This window comes from Effusibacillus consociatus (assembly GCF_042652925.1).
GTDB lineage: Bacteria > Bacillota > Bacilli > Tumebacillales > Effusibacillaceae > Effusibacillus > Effusibacillus consociatus.
This window is the reverse complement of record NZ_JBHSHC010000142.1, coordinates 39,350-59,816: the sequence shown is the minus strand read 5'-3', so window position 1 is coordinate 59,816 and position 20,467 is coordinate 39,350. Positions and strand designations below refer to the sequence as shown.

Sequence of the window (20,467 nt, the reverse complement as noted above, 5' to 3'; positions counted from 1 at the left end):
TCTCCCTATTCCTATCTCGTTCCCGCTTCATACGATTGGAGCAATTGCTGGACAGCCATGGCAGGGGAAAGCTGTCCACTGACAACTTCTTTCTCAATTTGCGGCATGATCTGAACCACGCCTGGATGGCAGAAGAAGCTCGTACGGAGATAATCTTGGACCATGTTATAGACCCATTCCAACGTTTGGGTTCGCCGACGGTCTTGCAGAACTCCGGATTGCGTCGTGATCTGACGGAATTTCTCAACAACCGACCAAATCTCTTCTATCCCTTCTCCAGTAAGGGCCGAGCAGGTGTATGCTTTTGTCTCCCATCCCTCAGTGGCAGGTTGAAGGTAATGCAAAATGCGATTAAACTCGGCCTTCGCGGCCATCGCTCGGTGTTTGTTGTCGCCTTCCGCTTTGTTAATCAGAAGCGCGTCTGCAATTTCGATGACCCCCTTCTTGATTCCCTGAAGCTCATCTCCTGCTCCCGTTAACATCAGCAATAAAAAGAAATCAACCATCGAGCGGACCGCAATCTCACTTTGTCCGACGCCAACCGTCTCCACAAGAATGACATCATACCCGGCGGCTTCACAGACCAGCATCGTCTCCCGGGTTTTTCTGCTGACTCCGCCTAAGGTTCCTCCAGAAGCGGACGGGCGGATGAAGGCTTGCGGATTCCGGGAAAGGAGTTCCATCCGTGTTTTGTCTCCCAAGATACTGCCTCTAGTCACCGTACTGCTTGGATCCACCGCCAACACCGCAACCCGATGACCTTTTTCACAGAGCATATTCCCTAACGCTTCAATGGTCGTACTTTTCCCGGCTCCGGGAACCCCCGTGATCCCGACACGAATCGATTGGCCCGTATAAGGCAGCAGCTTCTTGAGAACCTCTTGGGCAACCTCCATATGGATAGGAGAATGGCTCTCGATCAGGGTGATCGTCTGGGCCAGGATCGTACGGTTATTTTGAAGCACCCCTTGCACATATTCATCTACAGAAAGTCGGGGTCGACGAACCCCGTTCGGTACCCATTCCGGTCGCTGCTTTTCTTTCTCTTGATCCCGATCCTTCATTTAATTGACACCCTCTAAGCGGCGTATAATCTCTTGGATTACTTTTTGTGCCGCTACAGGAATCACCGTTCCGGGCCCAAAGATCGCTGCAGCTCCGTTTTGCTTTAAAAACTGATAATCCTGTGCCGGAATGACTCCGCCAACCACGACGATAATATCCTCGCGACCGAGTTTTTTCAGCTCTTCTACCAGCTGTGGCAGCAGAGTTTTATGTCCGGCTGCAAGGGAACTCATCCCGATGACGTGAACATCATTTTCGACGGCCTGCAGGGCGGTTTCTTCCGGAGTTTGGAAAAGCGGTCCAATATCAACATCAAAGCCCAAATCGGCAAAGGCGGTGGCGATGACTTTGGCCCCACGGTCATGTCCGTCCTGTCCCATCTTGGCGATCATGATGCGCGGGCGACGACCCTCCCATTTCTCGAAGTCATCGGCCATTTTGCGCACGGCTGCCACTTCTTCTTCGTCTCCATATTCCGAACTATACACGCCAATGATCGAACGAATCATGGCTTTATGGCGACCAACGGCCTTCTCATAAGCATCAGATATCTCGCCAAGGGAGGCTCTGGCCCGGGCTGCCTCAACCGCAAGTTCCAACAGGTTGCCTTCTCCCGTTTCCGCTGATTTGGTGATCGCATGTAAGGCTGCCTGAACTCTTGCCTTATCTCTGTTCGCACGAAGCTCCTTTAATCGCTTGATTTGCGCCTCGCGCACCGCTGAGTTATCAACCTCGAGAATGTCCAGCGGATCTTCTTTTTCCAAACGGAATTTATTGACACCGATGATTGCTTCCTTTCCCGAGTCAATATGAGCCTGACGACGGGCAGCCGCCTCTTCGATTCTCATCTTTGGCAAACCTGTTTCGATCGCCTTCGCCATCCCGCCGAGCGATTCAACTTCTTGAATATGCTTCCACGCCCTGCGAACAAGCTCAGCCGTTAAAGACTCCACATAATAAGATCCAGCCCATGGATCCACGACGTTGCAAATACCCGTTTCATCCTGCAGATAGAGTTGTGTGTTTCGCGCGATGCGCGCCGAGAAATCTGTCGGCAGGGCAATCGCCTCATCCAACGCGTTCGTATGAAGGGATTGCGTATGACCTAAGGCTGCTGCCATCGCCTCGATACATGTTCTTGTCACATTGTTAAACGGATCCTGTTCCGTCAAGCTCCAGCCAGAGGTTTGACAATGGGTTCGCAGTGCCATTGACTTTTCATTTTTTGGATGAAATTGTTTGATTAACTTTGCCCAAATCAAACGTGCAGCTCTCATCTTTGCAACTTCCATAAAGTAATTCATCCCGATCGCCCAAAAGAACGACAATCGCGGAGCGAATGAATCAATGTCAATGCCTGCTCTCAGACCGGTACGAACATATTCAAGGCCATCTGCCAGCGTGTAGGCTAACTCAATGTCTGCTGTTGCCCCCGCTTCCTGCATATGGTAACCGGAAATACTGATACTGTTGAATTTGGGCATATGCTTAGACGTATAAGCAAAAATGTCGGCTATAATTCTCATCGAGGCTTCCGGTGGATAAATATATGTGTTACGAACCATATACTCTTTAAGAATATCGTTCTGAATCGTACCCGTTAGCTGGGACTGAGGTACTCCCTGCTCCTCTGCAGCCACGATATAGAAAGCCATAATCGGAAGAACAGCCCCGTTCATGGTCATGGAAACAGACATTTTGTCTAACGGGATGCCATCAAACAAAATTTTCATATCCAAAATGGAGTCCACTGCCACGCCTGCTTTTCCGACATCGCCAACAACTCGCGGATGATCTGAATCATAGCCGCGGTGGGTAGCAAGATCAAAGGCAATCGAAAGGCCTTTCTGTCCGGCAGCGAGATTCCGCCGATAAAAAGCATTGCTTTCCTCCGCTGTCGAAAAGCCGGCATATTGTCGGACCGTCCAAGGCTGTGTTACATACATCGCGGGATACGGTCCTCTAAAAAAAGGAGGAATGCCGGGCATGTATCCCAAGTGATTCATTCCCTTAATATCCTCTTGGGTGTACAGCGGCTTGACCTGAATTTGCTCCATGGTATTCCACATGAGCTTATCAAGAGTCTTTTGGGCTTCCTGTTCTGCCGCCTTACTCCAAGTTGTCAAGTCAGGAGCGGAAAATCCTGAATTATAAGGTATTTGGGTAAAATCAGGAATGTTCTTCATGACACAATTCCTTTCTTTCGTTGGAGGTTAAGTAGCATTTCGTAGCAATTGGTCCGAACATGGATAAAATCGTCGACACCCGCCTGTTTATATTTGTCTGCATCATTGTCAGCAGGATTTCCTGCCAGGAGAACGGTGATCTCCGGATTTCCGCGCTGAATCGATCGGGATAAGGAGGGCACGATTTCCGGATAGCTTTCATCATCGGAACAAATGACCACAATCGAAGCACCTGACGCAAGCGCTGCCTGTGCTGCTTCATCAATCGTTGGGAATCCATGATTTTGCAGAACTTCAAAGCCTCCTACCTCGAAAAATCCGGTACAAAAGTCTGCTCGCGGCTTATGCTTTGAAATTGGCCCCATACTCACCAGAAACACCTTCGGTCTGGAACCTGTTCTGTTTTTATATAACTCTGCTTGTGTCCGCAAAAATTCGAATGGCTCCGCCCCACGGTGAATGTGAACAGGCTTTACTTCGATGCGCTCCTTATTTGAATGAACAATCACTTTGGTCAATTCCCCCAGTGACGCCCCTGCGAGTGCCGCTTTCAGAGCTTTTTCGACAAGCTGATCGGATGACGCTTTAAGCTCTTGCAAGGCTTCTTCGATCGGGCCCCGATTATAGGATTTCTGGTGAGACTCAACCGCAGCGGCTCTCTCTTTGTACGTTGACCCCCTTTTTTCAACATGTAGAGATGGTTCCTGCAAATTCGGATACATATTAGTACCGACCAATCGGTCCTTCCTGCGAGCAATGTTTTCCCTTCTCTTCGCTGCAACCTGTTCGATCTGATCTTGCGGATATCCCGATTGCAAAGCTTTCAACATTCCGCCCTTGTCTTCCACCTGTTGAAACAATTCCCATGCCTTTTGCGCTATAGAATCTGTTAACGATTCCACATACCAAGAACCGCCGGCAGGATCGACAACTCTAGATAGGTTTGCCTCCTGCTCCAAAATGAATTGTGTATTTCTCGCGATACGGCGCGAGAATTCATCGGCTGTTCGAATTGCTTCATCAAATGGAGATACATGAAGACTGTCGACCCCGCCAACTATTGCAGCGAAAGCTTCTGTTGTACTGCGAAGCATATTTACGTAAGGGTCATGAATGGTTTTGGTCCAGGCTGAGGTTCTCGCGTGAATCGTCATCTTCTGAACTTCATCCGAACCACCAAAGGCACGAACAATGTTGGCCCATAGCATTCTGGCTGCTCTCACCTTGGCGATCTCCATAAAAAAGTTCGAACCGATTGAGAAAGAAAAACGAATTTTGGAAGCTATCTCCTCGATCGAAGATCCTCGATTCAGCAAGGCCCTGATATACTCTACGGCCGTTGCCAAGGAAAAGGCCAGTTCTTGTACTGCGCTTCCCCCGGCGTTATGGTAGGGATGACCTTCGACTAAAATCGTCTGAAGCTGCGGTGCATTCCGGATTGCCCAGTTAGTGATTTGTTCCATCGCATCGTAAGCGGTTTCAAGAGGGCAAGGGATGGTTCCTTCCTGGACTAAAGCACCTAACGGATTCATTCCGATACACCCACTCAGTTTTTGGGGATCTTTACCCTGTGCTTCCAGATGGGACAAGAGTAGTGCTAGAATGGGCAAACCTAATGCTCCTGTCTGAATATAGAGAGGAACCTTCTCCAGATTTATGTCATCTAGTGCGGTATCCAAATCCTCGCGACGAAATATTGAAACACCCTTGTTACCTACATCCTCAGGCTTTGCTTCATCCGGATTCAAACCGGAAAGGGCGGCTCGATCCAGCACCAAATTGAGCATCGTTTGACCTCGTTGTAAATCATTTTGGGCGGCTCGATTAAATTCTTCCGGTGTACCTGGTGAAATCTCCTGACAAACCTCCCACGGCCGTATAACATAACCCAAGGCTTTTGTTCCTCGAACATAAGGTGCAAATCCTGGAAAGTTCGAAACGTGAAGGAGTCTTTCAATATCTTCCTTCCGATAAATCGGCTGAAGAGTGAATTCCTCGTAGGTGTTCGTCATCAGCTTTGTTTCGAAGGATGCTCCTTTTAAAGACTTCTCCGTCACCTCCCGCCATTGTTCGTACGATGGGATGGGAAATTCGCTAAATAAACGGAGTTCATTATCATCGTTTTGGAGATGGTTTACAAGTGCATCTTGTTTCATCTGGTAAGGAAAGCATTTGCATAATGCTTTCACACCCTCCTTTCACTCTCATTTCGTTCGCTTAATCAACCTTGACAAGAAACAAAGGCTGACCCTGTTCGACTAATTGGCCGTTCTCAACGAGTACTTGGACAATCTCTCCATTGACTTCTGCTTCAATCTCGTTAAAAAGCTTCATCGCTTCAACAATGCATACTACGGTTGACTTTTCTACCCGATCCCCTATCTTAACAAACGGTTCGGCATCTTCAGCAGGTGCTTTATAAAAGGTACCTATCATCGGAGATACGATTTGATGCACCTTGTCTGTAAGATCGGTCTGCTCCAATGCAGCAACCTGTGCTTGCTTAGGAACAGCGATTGGCTTGCCAGGCTTTTCCTCAGAGACAACCTCCTTACTAATCTTTGGAGCCGGAGCTGCTGGTAGGGCCGGAGTGGCGACAACGCGTTCAATCGGATTTAGAATCGCTGTTGAAGTGCCTCCATGATTTCTTCTCTTGACGGTTAGACGAGACTGTTCATCCTTCACCTCTAACACTTCAACATCTGTTTGATTCAACAGCTTGATGATTTCTCTAATTTCATGAATTCTAAGCAAAATGATCCCTCCTACTGCAATTCTCACAAACCGACCTTCAGACCGACTAGTTGGTCTGAAGGAAGATAAAAATAAGCTTTTAAATACATTTTTCACAGACCGACTAGTTGGTCTGTGACGAGGAGAAATTAAACTTTTACCTCCTTTAAGTTTTCTTAATTATAACAAAGCAAGGAAATTTTGTACAGACCGACTAGTTGGTTTTTGTTTTTGATAGATACAGACCGTTTGAATGATCAAAATTATCTAAAATGGCTTGAAAGTAATTCCTTGAGGTTTCAGAAAGAATCCGGCGTATTCGGGCTTTTTCATTGTTTCTGGCGTAAGGACAGCCCGCAGCATGATATCGGCATAGATATCCGCGATTTGTTCAATGGTATAAACACCGGTCTTTTGGTACCACTTATAGGTCCAATTCACCATTCCAAAAATAGCCATTGAAACAATAGGAACGGGAAGCTCCTCTCGAAATTCACCAGATTGAATCCCATCCTCGATCACTTTAAAAATCATTTGTTTATATCGATCTCTCTTAACCTCAATCGCAGAAAAGTATTCCGGAGCCAAAAAAGTGCTCTCTTGGTAGAAAACGGTAACTTGAGATTTGTAAAATTTAATCATCATAACAAAAGACTTAATGATCGCATGAAGGCGTTCAGTGGGAGTAGTCCATTTTTTATAGGCTTCCTCTGCTTTTTCTAAGACATAGGAAATAAATTGATCATGAATCACATAAAGCAGTTCATCCTTTGACTTAAAATTATGGTAGAAACCTCCCTTTGACGTTCCACTTTCCTTAACAATCTGATCCACAGTAACCCTATGATAGCCATATTGTTCAAAGAGACGCAAGGAAGTTTCAATTATTCGCTCTCTAATTGATTTTTCGCTCATCACATTCACCCGACAATGATTATATCACAACATGCTTTATTATTAGCAAACATACCGCCGACGCGGTAACAGTATCGCGGTATTGGCCATCTGCCGATACTTCGACTCCTGCTGAAACCAGGGAACTCGCAGCGGAACTCAGCAATGGCGGATGGAAATGAGGCATAGGCCAAAAAGGATCGACAACTGTTTTGCCGCATCGATCCTTTTTACAACAACTCTATCCCTCCAACACCTTTCGTGCTTCCCTGCAAATCTTGGCTAGCAATTCTTCTCGTATGGACACCCAGAACGACCCTGGCGGATAGGTTTTGTGGAGCTTATTTTCAATCACGTCAAGAAATCTTGTCATTTCATTGATGCGATTCTGCAGCACTTTTCCGAGATCGTCCAGTTTACAGTCGTACATCTTGCAAAAGTGTTTCGCCTCTTCGCTGTCAGGAATTACAAGAATATACGGCCATAAGGTACGGACTTCTTGGTGCATGAAAAGCTCGGTTTGGAGAAACGGGATGGCGTGAAGAAGCTGATCCTTCCCCCGCGCCTCCACCAACGCTTGCGCATGAAAGAGGCGTTCCGCTTTTTTTTCATTCAGAAAATTGATAACCTCATGACAGCGATCCACCAGCGATCTTGTCATCCCTACTCCCCCGTCTCCCCTATATTTTCTATAAACATATATATGGAAGAATGTCCAAAGAATGAGGAATCCGATAAAAAAGACCACTTGGATTTCGCAAGTGGCACAAGATGTAATCAAAAACTCTTCTTACTGTCGAGCAAAAGGGTAACCGGCCCGTCATTTACCAATTCGACATCCATCATCGCTCCAAAAATACCCGTTTCCACTCGTACTCCCAACGAGCGAAGTTTGTCGTTGAAATACTCGTAAAGGCGGTTGGCCTGTTCCGGTTTGGCCGCTTCCATAAAATTGGGCCGGCGCCCTTTGCGACAATCTCCGTACAAGGTGAATTGAGAGACGGACAGAATCGCCCCCGCCACCTCAAGCAAAGACAAGTTCATCTTTTCTTCCGCATCCTCAAAGATTCGAAGCCCTACAACTTTTTCCGCCAAATAATCAGCATCCTGCTCCGTATCGTCGTGAGTGATACCGACGAGAAGAACCAATCCTCGCCCGATCTCACCCGTTACTTCTCCGTTTACGAGGACGCGTCCTCTCGACGCTCGTTGTACTACGATTCTCATATAAACGCTCCCATCAAAGTGACGTGATCCTTTGCAGCTAATTCCGAGTACTTTGATGGGGACCCGAAAATGCCTAACCAATTAATTGCTTTCGCTAGAAACCCGTAACCCAGAATTACTGCATGAGACGTCTTACTGTGTATACATCCTTAATCCGCTTGATTCGCTCCACCACCGAATGAAGGTGATCGACGTTCCGAATGTTGATCTGCAGATTGATCGTTGCAATTTTTCGTTTGTCCGCGCGTGCTTGGACCGCTGTAATATCGGTCTTGGTTTCGGCAATTGCGTTCATGACTTCGATCGTCAATCCCCGACGATCAAGCGCCGTCACTTCAATATCGACATTGTAAGCAATTGCCGGGGAGCTTTCCCATTCGACTTCAAGGAATCGTTTCTCTTCCTCCTGCTCATTGGTGATGTTGGGGCAATCTGTTCGATGCACCGACACCCCTCGTCCGCGTGTGACAAATCCGACAATTTCATCGCCTGGAACGGGACTGCAGCAGCGTGAGAAACGGATCAAAAGGTTATCGATTCCGCGAACCCGCACCCCAAGACCGCCCTTGCGCTGTTGTCTCTGTCCTTCCCGAATCTCGGTGATCACCGCATTCTCTTCCGGATTGTCTTTCTTGATTTTCTCCAGAAGACGCGTCATCACTTGGTGTGTAGAAACAGCTCCATAACCAAGCGCCGCCAGCAAATCGTCCTCTTTGGTGAAATTGAACTTGGCCATCACTTCGCCGAGATTTTTCTCGGTGAGAACGTCTGATGCTTCCAAGCCATGCTTTTTAATTTCTTTCTCAAGGAGTTCGCGCCCCTTAAGAATGTTCTCTTCCCGTTTTTCTTTCTTGAACCAAGCCCGAATTTTGCTTTTGGCTTGGGGGGATTTCACGATCTTCAGCCAGTCGCGGCTCGGGCCAAACGACGCTTTGGACGTCAAAATCTCTACAATGTCACCTGTCTGCAACTTATAGTCAAGCGGTACGATCTTGCCGTTTACCTTTGCCCCGATTGTACGGTTTCCGATATCCGTGTGAATCCGGTAAGCAAAATCGATCGGAACCGAACCTCTCGGAAGTGAAATAACGGCGCCTTTTGGCGTGAACACAAAGACCTCATCGGCAAACAGGTCTATTTTCAGAGTTTCCATGAATTCCTGGGCATCCTTCAAATCCTGCTGCCACTCCAGAATCTCACGGAACCAGCCCATCTTTTGCGCAAATGACATATCCTTGGTCGCATCCTGGCCCTCTTTATACAACCAGTGGGCAGCAATCCCGTACTCGGCCGTGCGGTGCATTTCCCACGTTCGGATCTGAATTTCAAGCGGTTCTCCACGGGGTCCGATTACAGTTGTATGAAGACTTTGGTACATATTCGGTTTGGGCATCGCGATATAGTCTTTAAAACGGCCGGGCATGGGCTTCCATAACGTGTGAACAATCCCCAGAATCGCATAGCAATCCTTAATCGAATCTACAATTACCCGAACGGCCAGCAAATCATAGATTTCATTAAACTGTTTGTTCTGGGTGGTCATCTTCCGGTAGATGCTGTAAATGTGCTTGGCGCGACCATTCACATCGGCCGTAATTTCGATTTCCTGCAGTTTGTTTTTCAAAGTGTTGATAACCTCTTGCACATACTCTTCCCGCTCCGCCCGCTTCTTGGCCATCAAATTGACGATCCGGTAGTACTGCTGCGGGTTCATGTAGCGAAGCGCTGTATCTTCCAATTCGAACTTGATTTTTGAAATCCCGAGACGGTGAGCTAGCGGCGCAAATATCTCAAGCGTTTCCGCCGCAATTCGCTGCTGCTTCTCGGGCGGAAGATGTCTCAAGGTACGCATATTGTGAAGCCTGTCCGCCAATTTAATGAGGATCACCCGGATGTCCTTTGCCATCGCGAGGAACATTTTGCGCAAGTTTTCCGCTTGCTGTTCTTCTTTCGACAGGTACTTCAGACGTCCAAGCTTGGTGACACCGTCTACAAGATCCCGGATCTCAACACCGAATTCGGCAACCAACTGTGCTTCCGTAACGGAAGTGTCCTCGACGACATCATGAAGAAGCGCAGCTGCAATCGTGACCGCATCCAGCCCCAAATCTGCCAGGATCTCTGCGACGGCAATAGGGTGGATGATATAGTCTTCACCTGAGCGGCGTTGTTGTCCTGCATGAGCGTTGTCGGCAAACTCGTAGGCACGGCGAACTAATGCCACATCTTCTGGTGTGCCATAGCGAGCGACTTTTTCACAAAGGCGCTCAATGCCCACAGGTACCACCTTCTCCTGATTAGTATTGGACGAGTGAGAGGACGTCATAGTCTTTCAATTTCTCCCTGCCTGGTAAATAAGTGAGTTCAATCATGAATGCGAGACCGGCCACCACTCCGCCAAGCTCCTCGACGAGCTTAATGGTGGAAGCAATCGTGCCGCCGGTAGCCAGAAGGTCATCGGCAATGATAACCCGCTGCCCCGGTTGAATCGCATCCCGGTGAATCTCTAACTTGTCTTTACCATATTCAAGTTCGTACGATACGGATACAGTTTCGCCAGGCAATTTGCCCGATTTTCGAATCGGAACAAAGCCCAATCCCATCGAATAAGCAAGCGGAGCGGCCAGAACAAAACCGCGAGCTTCCGGCCCTGCAATCAAATCCGCATTGCGTTCGTTCGCAAAATTGGCCATCCGGTCAATCGCATATTTGAAAGCTTCTCCGTCTTTGAGAAGCGTTGTGATATCTTTAAATCGAATTCCCGGTTCCGGAAAATCGGGAATCACCCGAATCTTTTCTTTTAGATTCATGCCCCTTGAGCCCCTTCCGACTTAGCGGTTAGTAACCGCAGAACATCCGCCACCGCCTGTTCGCTTGATGCATCCATCAACTTTGAAATGACACTTGTATAAGATTCAATGCGAGCTTGCCGCTGCCGGTAAAGTTCTGACTCTTCTAACGCTCTTTTGTTTGTTCCCTTATTAACATGATACGTGTTCCCGTTCCGAACTGCAAACCCCAGTTCCACAAAGACGGACAATACCAAATCTACCGCATCATGGTAAGCCGGCTGCAGCCTTTTTTGAAGGTCGGAACAAGTCGCAGAACCTTTTTCCTGCAGCATTTTGTAGATTCCCGCAAAAAATTTTCGCTCCGGGAGCAAATAACGCTTTTGCTGTTCCACCCATTGCCGGTCGCTCGGTCCGTGCAGCAGGTACAAACGATAGGTTCCCGTTAATTTTTGCAAAACCGCCTCATACTGATAGAGTGACAACGGCAGATCGAAAATCACCACGTCTCCGCTGAGAAAATCAGCATGTACTTCAGTGTTCGAGTGCCCGTCTCCGATACTCTGCGGATCCCCAAGACTTCCATCTGCATCTGCCGTATAAACCCGATGAACATGTGATTCCTGCCAAGGGTACGGCTGTAAAGCGCGGGACACTTCAGCCAGTGATTCCGAATGAAAGCATACGACCGAGAGATCTTTCTTCCCCGCTTGTTCTTCCAGCCAGCGGGTCTTGTCCGCCACATGCCGGCAATCAAATACCTGAATCGCATTGGGACGCCAGTCATCCATGATGATTTGAATGCTTCTTCGCCCGTTCCATTCATTGATCGCGAGCTCGCCAACCAGATCCACGCGTGGCCATTCGTTCACAAGATCCGCCTCAGCCCCCCGGCGAAAAGCAATTCCGGCAAGCTTGGCAGCCCTTTTTGCTACCTGGAATTGCAAATGAGCCCCGTCTTGGCCTACCGGACGGCAGCGTTCCAAATCCAACCCACTGAGCTGAAAACGCGGACTCGGATTCCCGAAACCGAAAGGCGCCAATCGCTCCACCGTTTGCACAAACTCGATGTCAATGTCCAACAGGTTCAATTCAGCATCTATATCAATCTTTGGGATTAAATCCTCCGGTGTTAACACCTCTTCGGCGATGCGGTTCAAGCGATCCCGAAGCTCCCCAATCTTCTCCACTTCAATCGAAAATCCGGCCGCCATTTTGTGCCCGCCAAAATGTTCAAACAGGTCGCGGCAGCTGCTCATCGAATCGTACAAATGAAAACCATGGATACTGCGAGCAGAACCCTTGCCCATTCCTTCACTGATCGAAATCATCAAGGTGGGGCGATAGTACCGCTCAACCAGGCGAGAGGCCACGATTCCGATCACTCCTGCATTCCATCCTTCTTTTGCGACCACCAGCACTCGGCCGTCCAGCCATTCCGGATGGGCCTCCACCTCTTGCACCGCTTCTTCAAACATCTCCGCGCTGATTTCCTGCCGTTCCTGATTCCGTTCGTTCAGAAAATCGGCCAATTCCCGCGCCCGTGCCTCGTCTTCCGTTGTGAGCAGCTCGACTGCGTAAGTGGCGGAGTCCAAACGTCCCGCCGCGTTGATACGCGGGCCGAAGGCAAATCCGATATGTCCGGCGGTAATTTCTTTGCCCTCAAGCCCGCTGACCTCGAGCAAGGCTTTCATACCCGGGCGGGGGTTCCGATTGATCCTCTCCAGTCCGTATACGGCCAAAAGCCGATTTTCATCCACCAGAGGTGCCAGGTCGGCCACCGTTCCAAGTACCGCAAGATCCAGAAACTCCTCCGGCACCTCGCCGAAAAGCGCCTGTGCGACCTTAAAGGCAACACCGACACCTGCCAACATCTTGTCCGGATATTGGCAGCCCGGCTGCTTGGGATTGAGGATTGCGTATGCGTCGGGCAATACTTCGGGCGGGGTATGGTGGTCGGTGACAATCAGATCAAGTCCCAACTCGTTCGCGATGCGAACCTCATCGACCGCCGCAATTCCATTATCTACGGTAATAACAAGATCAAATCCCCGTTCCTTCGCTTGTACCAGTGCAGGACCGTTCAGCCCGTATCCTTCAGCGAAACGGTCAGGTATGTAATATTCAACTTGGGCTCCGAGTTTCTGAAGTGCAAGATACATCAGGCTGGTGGAGGTTGCACCGTCCGCGTCATAATCACCGTAGACCATGATGCGTTCTTGATCGGCGATTGCCTTCCGAATGCGTGCAACCGCTTTTTCCATGTCCTTCATCAGGAACGGATCATAGAAACGGGAGCGGTCAGGATGGAGAAATTGTCTTGCCGATTCCGCATCTGTCAACCCGCGCCTGACCAACAATTTGCCGATTATGGGGGAGACCCGGAGTTCTGCAGATAACCTGCTTGCTATCTGCTCGTCTGTTTCCATCAGGAGCCAACGTTTTTCTTGTTTCATGAATTTTTGACCTCTTTCACTCTTTCTAACAGAAGACTGGTAGTTACGATGGTATGAAAAAGCCAACAAAGCAATTTCCACTTTGCTGGCCGTATGATCTTTTGCTTTACTTTGCCTCTTTCAAGCTCTTCGCCCGCCAGGTCACCCAGAGCTGGGAAGCGATGAGGATGGAGGACATTCCGCCGATGACCAATCCGATCAGAAGTGCAAGGGAGAAGTTGCGAATCGCTTGCCCGCCCAGCAGCCAGAGGGCACCAGCCGCAAACACAACAGTCACAATCGTGTTAATGGAACGGTTCATCGTCTCCCACAGGGATTCGTTCACCAAATCTTCCAGTTCACTTTTGGTCTTCAATTTGGCAAATTTCATCTTCTCCCGAATCCGGTCAAAGATTACGATCGTGTCGTGAATGCTGTAACCGACGATTGTCAGGATCGCGGCGATAAACGGCAGATCAATTTCGATCTGGAACAGTGCAAAGATCGAAACAACCAGCAGCACCACTTGCAGGAGGGATATTACACCTGATAGTGCAAATCGATACTCAAACCGGATCGCCATGTACACAATGATTCCTACAGAAGCGGCGATCAGAGCCCAGAGTGCCTTGGTCGACATTTCCCTGGCTACCTCCGGATCGACGGAGACAATTTCCGGGTCAAGAGCATTTGGATACTTATCTTTCAGGGCCTTTTTCAGTTTTGCTTCCTGATCGGGAGTAATCTTCTGAGCCAGCCGCACAACAGCTACCTCACCTTGATTTCCAGCCGACGTTATGTTTGCTTCCTTCAGCCCGAGATCATCAAACACCTTTGCAACTTCAGCGTGTGAAAAACCGGAACCAACCTGAGCCTGCACTCGAGTTCCCGCTTTAAAATCAGTTCCGAGATTGAGGCCCATCGTCAGCATTGCAATTACCCCTGCAACTGCCAGGATGAGGGAGACAAGGAAGAACCATTTGCGCTTTCTTACGATATCAAACTTCTTCATTTCGACTCCCCCTCCTTGCTCGCCCCAAACCACCACGGATTCTGCACCAGATTCGACCGCACAAGAAGCATCAGCATCCAGCGGGACAGGAGCACCGCAGTCAAAAATGTCGCCAACACAGAGATAATATGTGCAATCGCGAAGCCCCGAACCTGACCGGAGCCAAACCATAACATAATCGCACCTGCAATCAAAGAGGTGGTATTCGCGTCAATGATGGTCGGCAAGGACCGCTTTTGTCCCATGATAACAGCGGACAGCAGAGTCTTGCCCGCACGGAATTCATCCTTCATTCTTTCATAGGCAATGATATTCACGTCTACCGCCATCCCTACACCAAGTACCAAAGCAGCAAGACCCGGCAGGGTAAGAACGACATCCATTCCCCGGAACACCGCTATCAACAGATACATGTACATAAGCAGGGCGATGTTTGCAATCAAACCGGGCAGACGATAGAACACGATCATAAATACAAAGATCAGGATAAACGCGATACCCGCAGCGTACAATGTCTTCTGCAGAGCAGCTTGTCCCAGCGTTGCCCCAACGGACATGGAAGACAGTTCCTTAATCGGGAACGGCAATGCACCTGCATTCAGGAGTGTAGCCAACCGGGTGGCTTCTTTCGGATTTGCCATACCGCTGATGGTTGCCTGGCCGTTGGAAATGATACTTTGAATTACCGGTTTGGAAAGCTGTTCGCCATTCAGATAGATTCCCATAGGTTGTCCAAGATACTTCGTCGTTACGTCCTGCAGTTTCTTCGGGTCTTTAAACTCAACAGCCACCAGAATTTGCCCCGTTTGTTGGTCCTGCTGGAAGCGGGCATTCGGTTTCAAATCGGCCCCCGTCAACAGCACCTCTTTATCATCCGGAGCGCGGAATTCCAATTTTGCAGGCTCTCCCAGTATCCGCTTTGCTTCTTCCTGATTCTCTACTCCCGCCAATTGGACACGAATCCGGTTCGTTCCTTCAATTTGAATATTCGGCTCCCGGACACCGAGCGCATTCACACGGTTTTCCAAAGCACGTTGGGTAGCCAGAACCCCGTCCCGTGTTACTTGTTCTGTCTCGGTCGGCTGCACTTCATACAAAACGTCAAATCCGCCTTGCAAATCAAGACCGAGCGGGATGCCATCCCATAGTTTCTTGGTGGTCGTTCCTGCAAGTCCGGCAAACACAGCCAGAACAACCAGGAGCGTAATCAATTTACTCCACTTCATAAGTGCCTCCTTAACGACTCCACAGTCAACAGATTCAGTATACGGCTTGTCCGCAAGCAGTGTCAATTTTGCAAAATCCGGCAAAACCCGGCCTGTCATCCGTAAAAAAACGGGCCCCTCCAGCGGAGCCCGCTTCCGTTATTCCTTGTAAGCTTCCAGCATCGCCCAGTTCATGTATTTCGTAACTTTCAATGACAAAATGTCATTCACAATCTGGTAGAGAGGCGGCATTTCCTTGGTGTACCTGCTGGACACACACTTCCAGATATCGGCTCCCTCAACCTCGTACCCAAGTGTCTGAAATTCCTTGGACTTCGAAAAACACAATCCTTCGATCATTGCTGATAACTCTTTCTCATCCAAAGGGTATACCCCCTCCATGACCCCTACTCTTCCTCTTCTAAACTAATTCGATTGCACCGCAAAAAATCCTGCCGCCACTTGGACTAACCCTCCATCCGACAGCATAGGTTTTGTAGAGAGAATCTGGACAAAGGGAGACGGCACTATGAGCAAACAATCATTCCTCCACGGCGCTATGGTTCTGGTACTTGCCAGTGTAATAACGAAAATTATTGGAATGGGGATGCAGATCGTTCTCAATCGGATCGTAGGACCGGAAGGAATCGGCTTATTCCGGATGGTGTTCCCGATGCTCATGATGATTCTGACTCTGTCCACCATCGGACTGGATACTGCAGTGTCAAAAGTGGTTGCCGAAGCAATAGCAGTCGGGGATCGGCGGAAAGTAAAACGGGTTATGGTCTTCAGTATGATTGTTGTAACGGTACTTTCCACTTTATTTACCAGTGGAGTATTTGCGACGGCCCCGTGGCTTACCCAGCATTTGCTGACCGATTCCCGGACGTATTATACCGTCCTGGCAATGGCACCAACCATTTTGATCATTGCTTGGTCCTCGATTTTGCGTGGATATTTTCGGGGAATTCAGAATCAGACTCCCCCTTCCATGGCCTGGATTCTGGAAACGATAGTCCGCAGTGCTCTCACCCTTGTGATCGTGTACAAATGCATGCCCGATTTGGTAAAAGCGTCCGCAGGCGCAATGATCGGACTGTTAGCGGGAGAATTGACCCATTTGGCCTATATCGCAATCAGCTATTGGCGCAAGCATCGACTTGACAGGATCCCCATTCCGCCAATGGCCCCTAATGCAAAACCGGAATCCTTCGGGAAAACAATCTTTTCATTGTTTGAGGTTGCGATACCTGTGTTGTTTGCCGGGGTGATCGGATCATTTGTTTATTGGCTGGAGACATTGATGATCCCACGGGCATTGATGGCAGCAGGCCATTTAAAAGAAGAAGCGACGTCGCTTTTCGGGCTGTACTCCGGTTATGCTGTGTCTTTGCTTGTCCTGCCGACGGTTTTCACATATGCGCTAGCCACTACTCTGGTCCCTTCCATCTCGGAAGCGATTGCTCTCAATCAATCCACACTGGTTCAACGCCGGCTTTACCAGGCTTTCCGCTTTACTGCCATAATCGGCTTGCCTTCTTCCGTGATTTTCAGCTTGCTGGCAACCGAACTCTCGACCGCTATCTACAATACCCCCGCCGCAGGACCCATTTTAGCGGTAATGGCACCTGTCGGATTTTTCATTTATTTAAAATCTCCCCTGTCAGGAATCCTGCAGGGAATGAACAAAGCCGGACTTGCTATGGCGTACTCGGTGATCGGGTCAGCGGTTAAGCTCGCCATGATTTATTGGGTGGCTTCCAAACCCGGAATTGGGATCATGGGAGTAGCTTGGGCGGTTGTGGTTTCGAATGTTGTGGTATGCTCCGCTTACTTCCTGGCGGTCTCCCGTTTGATCGGGTTCTATGTGGATTTGGCCGATACAATGAAAATCCTGCTGTCCACACTGGTGATGTCCTTAATCATCATCCGGGCAAAAGCGGTCACAGCAGGCATGGATCCCAGTTACACCGTGATCTTTAGCGTATCCATCGGGATGATGGTGTACCTGATGCTCCTGTTTTTATTCCGTGCACTTACGCTTCACACGGTAAGACGAATTCCCTATGTCGGACCGGTAATGGCCAAGGCTCTGCAATGGATCCCTTTTGTGAAATAACGAAAAAGGGACAGGGTTAATTGCTGCCCATGTCCCTCAATCTCCTTTTCGGTCGAAGTACATGCGTCCTCTGTAATCGACACTGCAAAAGAAAATGTCCTCCACCTTTTCATACCCGTATTGTCGAATCTCCTGTTCCAGCCACGCCCGATCCTTTTGCATTTTCTCAAGGTTCGTATCCAACGGTTTGCCGTCGACTATCAACACGAATGGCATTCTGAACCTGGCGGGCTCAAGACCAAGATCCTCACGGGTGACAGGCAATCTTTCCTCTTTTGGAAACACAGACAGTTTCCCCGTTGATTCAAGAATCGCATATTCCACGTCCCCGACATGCGCGATGTCTTTCTCACGCAACTGGGTAAGCAGGTCACTCATCGAGTAGCGAGTTCTTCTCATCTCCGCATCATCAATTTTCCCTTTTCTAATGAGCATAACTGGGCGCCCTTCTATCAATTCCCGAAACTTGTGGCTTTTGAGAGAAATGTAGGACACCGCAATTTGCATTGACACCAAGACCGATACAATAATCAGCCCTTTCATCATCGGCTCCTCAAGATCCAACGAAACTGCTGCCACTTCCGCAATCATGATCGAAACCACCATATCAAAAATCGACAGCTTGCCGATTTCCCGTTTCCCCATCACACGCAAAGAGACGAGAACAAATATATAAACCAAAATTGTTTTCAGAATCAATTTCAGCGCATGTTCTACCCCATTGTAAAAAACTTCCTCCTCCGTAAGGGCCCGATTACACCAACTTAGTATGCTCAACGGACGAGTGTTCATAACGCCGGTTTGTGTTGAATAAAATGAACTAACGATTCAGAGGGGGAATGGTGGATGAAAGGGAAATCACTTAGTGAGATGGCACCGCGTCTGGGGGGGGCTCCAGTGCTCCACGGGTTAATTTATGCGTTTGCGGTGGCATTTGGCGCGATATTGCTGGCGACAATGCTCCTTACCTGGAGTTCAATACCGGAAGCCAAACTGCCGGTTATTGTGTACATCATTAACTTGGCTTCGGTGTTGACGGGATCATTCGTTGCCGCAAGACGAACCGGAGAGAAGGGATGGTACTACGGGGGATTGACCGGTCTCTTTTACTCCGTAGCCATCACCATTCTCGGATTCATGCTTGTATCCGCTTCCTTTACGCTGCACAATCTCGTGCAGATCGCCCTTTTGTCGTCCATCGGGGGGTTAGGTGGCATCATCGGGGTCAATACGAAGTCACGTTGACACTCTGCCTTTCCTTCCACGATGAAAACCGTGGTCTTTCAGACGGGAATGTACAATCACTATAAAAGACCTGCGGGGTTGTATCCTCACAGGTCCCTGCTGTTATTTTTCAGTTGCTGCCGCAGGCTGGGCAACAGGTTTTGCGCTGCTGATCGCCGAACGTTCAAACTTGATCCTCGTATTCTCAGACACCTTCAATGTGACAGTATCATCATCGATCTCGGTAATTGTACCGTGCATCCCGCCAATGGTCACCACATGATCCCCTCTTTTCAGAGCAGCCAGCATGGCGTTCCGCTCTCTCGTACGTTTCTGCTGCGGACGGATGAGCAAGAAATAGAAGATCGCAAACATCAAAAGAAAAGGCAAAATACTGTTAAACAAACCTGCTGTATTCACTTATGTATCCTCCTTTGGGCTTGTCTTCCTTGGTTAAGAATCATACCCGTATTGGGAATAAAATTCCTTCTTGAATTCTAGCAGACGATTCTCTTCTATGGCAAGCCGAATCTTTCGCATTAAATCGACAAGAAAATAAAGGTTGTGATAACTCGTCAACCGCAAGCCAAATATCTCATCTGCTTTAATCAGGTGACGAATATAGGCACGTGAGTAGTTCCTGCAGGTGTAGCAGTCGCAGTTCGGGTCAAGCTTCTCCCAGTCTCGTGAGTAATTTGCATTCCGAATGACCACTTTCCCGACGGATGTCATGCAGGTTCCATTCCGGGCAATGCGTGTAGGCAGTACGCAATCGAACATGTCAATCCCGCGAATCACCCCTTCAAACAAGTCATCCGGCGATCCCACCCCCATGAGATAGCGCGGTTTGTCTTTTGGCAGCAGAGGAGTTGTAAACTCCAACACTTCATACATTATTGGCTTCGGTTCTCCAACCGACAAGCCCCCGACCGCATAGCCGGGAAAATCAAGCTCCATCAATTCTGCTGCACTCTGCTCCCTTAAGTCCCGTTCCATCCCGCCCTGTACAATGCCAAAAAGGGCCTGGTCATGAGGGCGCCGATGTGCTTTCTTGCACCGCTTTGCCCAACGTGTGGTGCGTTCCAACGAGTCTTTTAAATAGTCCCGGCTGGCCGGATGAGGCGGACACTCGTCAAACGCCATAATGATATCCGCACCGAGCGCATTTTCCACCTCGATTGCTTTCTCGGGAGATAGAAACAGCTTCTCTCCCGACAAATGGGATCGGAATTCCACCCCTTCCTCCGTGATCTTTCGGAGATCCGACAATGAAAAGACTTGAAATCCGCCCGAATCGGTCAAAATGGCCCGGTCCCAATTCATGAACGAATGAAGGCCACCAGCTTCTTGTACCAAATCATGACCGGGTCGCAAAAACAAATGGTATGTATTGGAAAGGATGATCTCCGCCCCGATTTCCTTCAACTCTTCGGGACTCATGGTCTTGACTGTGGCCTGCGTTCCGACCGGCATGAACACTGGCGTCTCAACCGTTCCGTGCGGCGTATGCAATCTGCCCCTGCGCGCCCCTGTGTGTTTATCTGTTGTCAGTAACTCATATCGAACAGCCATTGGCTT

At 48.9% G+C, this 20,467-nt stretch carries 18 protein-coding genes; 2 read left to right on the top strand and 16 right to left on the bottom strand.

Going from position 1 to position 20,467, the window contains the following annotated elements:
- Positions 1-11: 11 nt before the first annotated feature.
- The 13 genes from meaB to ACFO8Q_RS20345 all read right to left on the bottom strand — a co-directional run bounded on the left by meaB (position 12) and on the right by ACFO8Q_RS20345 (position 15,930).
- On the bottom strand, positions 12-1,064 hold the full coding sequence (gene meaB, locus ACFO8Q_RS20405; protein WP_380028523.1) for a methylmalonyl Co-A mutase-associated GTPase MeaB: 1,053 nt from the start codon (positions 1,062-1,064) through the stop codon (positions 12-14).
- Complete coding sequence (gene scpA / locus ACFO8Q_RS20400; RefSeq protein ID WP_380028521.1) at positions 1,065-3,251, bottom strand: methylmalonyl-CoA mutase; 2,187 nt, start codon at positions 3,249-3,251, stop codon at positions 1,065-1,067.
- Positions 3,248-5,440 carry a methylmalonyl-CoA mutase family protein gene (locus ACFO8Q_RS20395; protein ID WP_380028519.1) on the bottom strand — a complete coding sequence of 731 codons (2,193 nt, stop codon included), beginning with the start codon at positions 5,438-5,440 and terminating at the stop codon, positions 3,248-3,250. The genes scpA and ACFO8Q_RS20395 overlap by 4 nt, the downstream gene beginning before the upstream one ends.
- 28 nt (positions 5,441-5,468) lie before the next feature.
- On the bottom strand, positions 5,469-6,005 hold the full coding sequence (gene accB, locus ACFO8Q_RS20390; protein WP_380028517.1) for an acetyl-CoA carboxylase biotin carboxyl carrier protein: 537 nt from the start codon (positions 6,003-6,005) through the stop codon (positions 5,469-5,471).
- Between the two features lie 246 nt (positions 6,006-6,251).
- On the bottom strand, positions 6,252-6,899 hold the full coding sequence (locus ACFO8Q_RS20385; protein WP_380028515.1) for a TetR/AcrR family transcriptional regulator: 648 nt from the start codon (positions 6,897-6,899) through the stop codon (positions 6,252-6,254).
- A 220-nt stretch (positions 6,900-7,119) separates the two neighbouring features.
- Complete coding sequence (locus tag ACFO8Q_RS20380; protein ID WP_380028512.1) at positions 7,120-7,539, bottom strand: hypothetical protein; 420 nt, start codon at positions 7,537-7,539, stop codon at positions 7,120-7,122.
- A gap of 116 nt (positions 7,540-7,655) precedes the next feature.
- The gene (gene dtd, locus ACFO8Q_RS20375; protein ID WP_380028510.1) at positions 7,656-8,105 is read right to left on the bottom strand and encodes a D-aminoacyl-tRNA deacylase; all 450 of its coding nucleotides are present in this window, start codon (positions 8,103-8,105) and stop codon (positions 7,656-7,658) included.
- A 115-nt stretch (positions 8,106-8,220) separates the two neighbouring features.
- Positions 8,221-10,431 (bottom strand): RelA/SpoT family protein, encoded by a 2,211-nt coding sequence (locus ACFO8Q_RS20370; protein ID WP_380028507.1) that lies wholly within the window; start codon positions 10,429-10,431, stop codon positions 8,221-8,223.
- Entirely contained in the window at positions 10,403-10,915 is a 513-nt protein-coding gene (locus ACFO8Q_RS20365; RefSeq protein ID WP_380028504.1) for an adenine phosphoribosyltransferase, read from the bottom strand. Before ACFO8Q_RS20365 ends, ACFO8Q_RS20370 begins: the two co-directional genes overlap by 29 nt.
- On the bottom strand, positions 10,912-13,350 hold the full coding sequence (gene recJ / locus ACFO8Q_RS20360; RefSeq protein WP_380028502.1) for a single-stranded-DNA-specific exonuclease RecJ: 2,439 nt from the start codon (positions 13,348-13,350) through the stop codon (positions 10,912-10,914). The genes ACFO8Q_RS20365 and recJ overlap by 4 nt, the downstream gene beginning before the upstream one ends.
- Before the next feature lie 106 nt (positions 13,351-13,456).
- Entirely contained in the window at positions 13,457-14,341 is an 885-nt protein-coding gene (gene secF / locus ACFO8Q_RS20355; RefSeq protein ID WP_380028500.1) for a protein translocase subunit SecF, read from the bottom strand.
- The gene (gene secD / locus ACFO8Q_RS20350) at positions 14,338-15,666 is read right to left on the bottom strand and encodes a protein translocase subunit SecD (protein WP_380028497.1); all 1,329 of its coding nucleotides are present in this window, start codon (positions 15,664-15,666) and stop codon (positions 14,338-14,340) included. Before secD ends, secF begins: the two co-directional genes overlap by 4 nt.
- Before the next feature lie 39 nt (positions 15,667-15,705).
- Positions 15,706-15,930, bottom strand: coding sequence for a post-transcriptional regulator (locus tag ACFO8Q_RS20345; protein WP_380028495.1), 225 nt, complete (start codon positions 15,928-15,930; stop codon positions 15,706-15,708).
- 145 nt (positions 15,931-16,075) lie between these two features.
- Between ACFO8Q_RS20345 and spoVB the strand changes: the two genes are divergently transcribed.
- Positions 16,076-17,665 (top strand): stage V sporulation protein B, encoded by a 1,590-nt coding sequence (spoVB, locus tag ACFO8Q_RS20340; protein WP_380028493.1) that lies wholly within the window; start codon positions 16,076-16,078, stop codon positions 17,663-17,665.
- Between the two features lie 36 nt (positions 17,666-17,701).
- Here the strand turns inward: spoVB and ACFO8Q_RS20335 are convergent, their stop codons facing one another.
- Complete coding sequence (locus ACFO8Q_RS20335) at positions 17,702-18,364, bottom strand: DUF421 domain-containing protein (RefSeq protein WP_380028491.1); 663 nt, start codon at positions 18,362-18,364, stop codon at positions 17,702-17,704.
- A 147-nt stretch (positions 18,365-18,511) separates the two neighbouring features.
- Here ACFO8Q_RS20335 and ACFO8Q_RS20330 point away from each other — a divergent pair, with 147 nt between their 5' ends.
- On the top strand, positions 18,512-18,910 hold the full coding sequence (locus ACFO8Q_RS20330) for a TIGR04086 family membrane protein (protein WP_380028488.1): 399 nt from the start codon (positions 18,512-18,514) through the stop codon (positions 18,908-18,910).
- A gap of 102 nt (positions 18,911-19,012) precedes the next feature.
- Here ACFO8Q_RS20330 and yajC read toward each other — a convergent pair whose 3' ends face one another.
- The gene (gene yajC / locus ACFO8Q_RS20325; protein WP_380028484.1) at positions 19,013-19,309 is read right to left on the bottom strand and encodes a preprotein translocase subunit YajC; all 297 of its coding nucleotides are present in this window, start codon (positions 19,307-19,309) and stop codon (positions 19,013-19,015) included.
- A 33-nt stretch (positions 19,310-19,342) separates the two neighbouring features.
- The gene (tgt, locus tag ACFO8Q_RS20320; RefSeq protein ID WP_380028481.1) at positions 19,343-20,461 is read right to left on the bottom strand and encodes a tRNA guanosine(34) transglycosylase Tgt; all 1,119 of its coding nucleotides are present in this window, start codon (positions 20,459-20,461) and stop codon (positions 19,343-19,345) included.
- Positions 20,462-20,467 lie beyond the last annotated feature (6 nt).